The sequence below is a fragment of the Mycobacterium sp. ML4 genome, assembly GCF_054515735.1.
Genome location: NZ_JBTNSY010000060.1, coordinates 1 through 4,406, shown reverse-complemented (window position 1 = coordinate 4,406; position 4,406 = coordinate 1). Strand labels below are relative to the sequence as shown.

Genomic DNA, 4,406 nt, shown 5'->3' with positions numbered 1-4,406 from the left:
ACCGGGGGCGCTCAACTCGTCGGCTACATCACCCTTGAGCGCACTACCACCGCCGACTCCGCCGCCGTCCAAGACGCCGAAATCGTCGAACAGTGGCAATGCGTGTACGACGAGCTGTACCGGGCTGAAAATCAGGCGTCGGAGTTCGGCATGGATTTTCGGGGCTGGAACAGCAGCTACACCGATGGTCCGATCCCGCTTGAGGCGATGGTGGAGTGGCGTTCGGCGATAGTGGATCGGATCATGGCCCTGCATCCGCGGCGAGTGTTGGAGATCGGCACGGGCTCGGGGCTGGTGTTGTCCCAAATCGCCCCGCAGTGTGAGCACTATGTCGCCACCGATATGTCGGCGGTGGTTATCGACAAGCTCGCGCGCTCGCTGGAGCAGTTGCAGATCCCGTGGCGTGATCGGGTGCAGCTGCTGACCCAGCCCGCCCACGTCACCGAGTCACTGCCGCAGGGCTACTTCGACACCATCATTCTCAACTCGGTCATGCAGTACTTCCCAAACGCCGGATATCTGGCCGACCTCATTGACAACGCCGTGGATCTGCTGGCCCCCGGCGGGGCAGTGTTCATCGGCGACGTCCGCAACCACACCCTGCACGGTGCGTTCCAAACCGCCGTCGCGCTGGCCCATACCACCAGCACCGACGCCGCCGAGATCCGCCAGCGAGTGCACCGCGCCATGCTCAGTGAACCCGAATTACTACTGGCCCCGGGTTTCTTTACCACCTGGGCCGCCGACCATCCGTCGGTCGCCGGACTCGACATCCAAGTCAAACGCGGGTTGGACGACAACGAACTCAACCGGTACCGCTACGACGTCACCATCCACAAAACCCCAACACCGGTATGCTCCCTGGCCACCACGCCCACCTGGGCGTGGACCCAATGCGCAGGCCTGCGCGGACTGCACACCCGGTTGATATCCCAACGTCCCACCGCCGTGCGCGTCACCGACATCCCCCGCGCCGGACTAATCACCGACGTCCACGTCGAACGGGCCCTCGCCGCCGGGCTACCTCTGGCCGACGCACTCGCCCAAGACACCGCCGACACCGCCATCCCCGAAGAATTGCACCGCCTGGGCGAAACCACCGGATACCACGTCGCCGTCACCTGGGGCGCCCAACCCGGCACCCTCGATGCCGTCTTCATCACCGGCCCCGGCCCGCTGACCGACCTCTACTTGCCCCCCACTGGGTCCTACCAATGCACCACCCACGCCAACGACCCCCGCACCAACACCAAAATCACCGCGGTGCGCCAGTGGTTGAGCGCGTGGTTGCCCGATTACATGGTGCCGGCTCAGGTGGTGGTGCTCGACGAGTTCCCCTTGACTTCCTCGGGCAAGATCGACCGAAAGGCGTTGCCGGCACCGGTGTTTGCCGCCACACCTTCCCGTGCGCCGCGGACCCGGACCGAAAAAGCCGTCGCTGACGTGTTCGCCCAGGTCTTAGGCCTGGACCGGGTCGGGCTCGATGACGACTTCTTCGCTTTGGGCGGGGACAGCATCGTGTCGATTCAGGTGGTGTCGGCGTGTCGGGCCCGAGGGGTGTGGTTCTCGCCCCGGGATGTGTTCGAGTGCCGGACGGCTGCTCGCTTGGCGGAGGTGGCCGAGACAGCGCCGAGTGGACAAGTGCTGGAGGAGTTGCCCGGCAACGGTGTGGGTGAAATGCCGCTGACCCCGATCGTGTGGGACCTGGTCAGCCGCGGTGGCGGCTTCGACCGGTTCGTTCAGTCGGTGATGGTGCAGTTGCCGGTTGGTGTGGATCGGGCGGGAATCGTGCAGACCGTTTCGGCGGTGATGGCGCGCCACGATATGTTGCGGGCCCGGTTGTGGCGGGATCGGTCGGCGGGTTGGCGGATGCGGACCCATGAGATGGGTTCAGTCGACGTGGATGCGCTGCTGCACCGGTTCCCGATTGCTGCCGATGCGCTTCCGCAGGAGTTGGCGTCGCTGGCCAGCGAGGCGTTGGACGCCGCGGTGGATTGGTTGAACCCGTCGGCAGGATCGGTGCTTCGGCTGGTCTGGCTGGATCCTGCTGGCCAGCAGGGTAATTCAGACCGGCCGGGCCGGCTGGTCATCGTCGCGCATCATCTGGTGGTTGATGCTGTGTCGTGGCGCATCATTGTGTTTGACCTGATGCGGGCGTGGGAGCAGGTGGCCGCGGGACGGCGTGCTGTGCTGCCGCCGGCGGGCACGTCGATGCGCCGGTGGGCTCATGGGCTTGAGGAGGCAGCCCGCCGAGGGCACTTCGACGCTGAGCTGGCGGGATGGGCCCGAATTCTCGAAGGCCCCGATCCGTTGTTGGGGCCTCGTCCCTTTGACCCGGGTGTCGATGTGATGTCGACGGTAGATCGGGTGCAGCTGCGGTTACCTCACGAGGTGTTCGAGCCGGTGCTGACCACCCTGCCGGCGCTGTTCCGATGCGGTGCGCATGACGGATTGCTGGCGGCATTAGCTGTGGCGGTGGCGATGTGGCGGTCGCGGCGCGGGGTCGGCGAATCCTCAATGCTGGTGCATCTCGAAGGCCACGGCCGCGAGGAGTCCGTCGTGGCCGGTGCAGATCTGTCGCAGACGGTGGGATGGTTCACCACGGTGTTTCCCGCCCGGCTGGACGTGTCCGGTATCGATGTCGACGACGTGCTGCGCGGCGGGGCAGCCGCGGGTGCACTGATCAAGTCGATCAAAGAGCAGCTGGCCGCCATCCCGCATCACGGCATCGGCTACGGCGTTCTGCGGGAACTGACGCCGGCCGGGGCCAGTGCCTTGCCGGACCTGGGGCATTCCCAGATCATGTTCAACTATCTCGGCCGAATCGCGGGCACCGAATTGTCGACCGGCTCCGGTGACGGCGCATGGTGGGTCACCCAGGACTTCACCGCACTGATTAGCACCCCCAACGCCGACATGCCCGCGCTGGCCACCATCCAGATCAACGCGATGGTGCTCGATGACGAATTCAGCGCCCAAATCGCTTATCCGACAACATTGCTCGCCAACGACGAGGTCGAAGAACTCGTCGAACTGTGGCGTGCGGTGCTGATCGGATTAGCCCGACACACCCAACTGCCGGGCGCCGGCGGCCACACACCCTCGGATTTCCCGCTGGTGTCGGTTGTCCAAGACGACCTGACCACCTGGGAAGCGCGTTACCCCCACCTTATCGACGTCTGGCCGTTGGCGCCGCTACAAGCGGGCCTGTTCTTCCATGCTCTGCTGGCAGAGTCTTCCGTCGACGCCTACACGGTTCAAACCGTCATCGACATCGCCGGTGAGATCGACATCGCGCGGCTGCGCGCCGCCGCCCAAGGCATCACCGACCGCCACGACAACTTGCGCACGGCGTTCGTCACCAGCTCGCACGGCACCGCGGTGCAGGTCGTCCTCGCCGACGTCGAGGTACCTTGGCACGAACTGGACCTCACCGGCTCGGCCAACCCCGACGAGGACTTCACCCGATTCACCCGGGCCGACCGGCTGCAGCAATTCGACCTCACAACCCCGCCGCTGCTGCGTTTCACCCTGGTTACCAAGGGACACAACCAGTCCGCGCTGGTCGTCACCTACCACCACATCCTGCTCGACGGCTGGTCCTCGCCGCTGCTGCTGCAAGAATTCCTCACCCTCTATGCCGCCGATGGCGACCAGTCAGCGCTACCACCGTCGCGGCCATTCCGTGACTACCTCGAGTGGGTCGCCCTGATCGACACCGAGCAATCAGCACAGGCATGGCGTCGCGCCCTGGCCGGACTGGACGAACCGACCATGCTCGCCCCGATCGATCCGGCCCGCCAAATCGCTTCTGCCCCAGCAAAACACGTCCTGGAGTTCGACGACGAGCACAGCACCTGCATCGCAGCCTTCGCCACCCGGACCGGGGTCACCCTTAACACCGTTATCCAACTGGCGTGGGCGATCGTGCTGAGCCAGCTGACCGGACGCGACGACGTCGTCTTCGGGACCACCGTCTCCGGACGGCCCGCCGAACTACCCGGCGTGGACACCATGATCGGCTTGCTCATCAACACCGTGCCCACCCGGCTACGCATCATCCTCACCGAAACCGTCACCGCCGCGCTGCACCGCCTGCAATCCGAACAAGCCACCCTAATCGACCATCACCACTACCGCCTGTCCGATATCCACCGCCTGGCCGGCCCCGCAGCCACCTTCGACACTGCCATAGCCTTCGAGTCCTACCCCGTCAACACGACCGCCCTCCAAGAGCTCATTGAATCCCTGGGTGAACTGAACTTGGCGGGTTTCAAAGTGACTGACGCGACACACTATCCCTTGAGTTTGGCGGTTAGCTTCGATGCTCGGCTGCGGGTTGAGTTCAGCTACCTCACTGAGGTTTTCGATGCCGCCACCATCGAGCGGATCGCTGGCTTCTACCG

Annotated in this window: 1 protein-coding gene; it reads left to right on the top strand. The window is 65.0% G+C overall.

All coding sequences use genetic code 11. The features are described from left to right. Positions 1 to 102 precede the first annotated feature (102 nt). Positions 103 to 4,406, top strand: a 4,304-nt coding sequence (locus ACX9NE_RS29090) for a class I SAM-dependent methyltransferase (RefSeq protein ID WP_459365232.1), incomplete at its 3' end; no start/stop codon positions are given.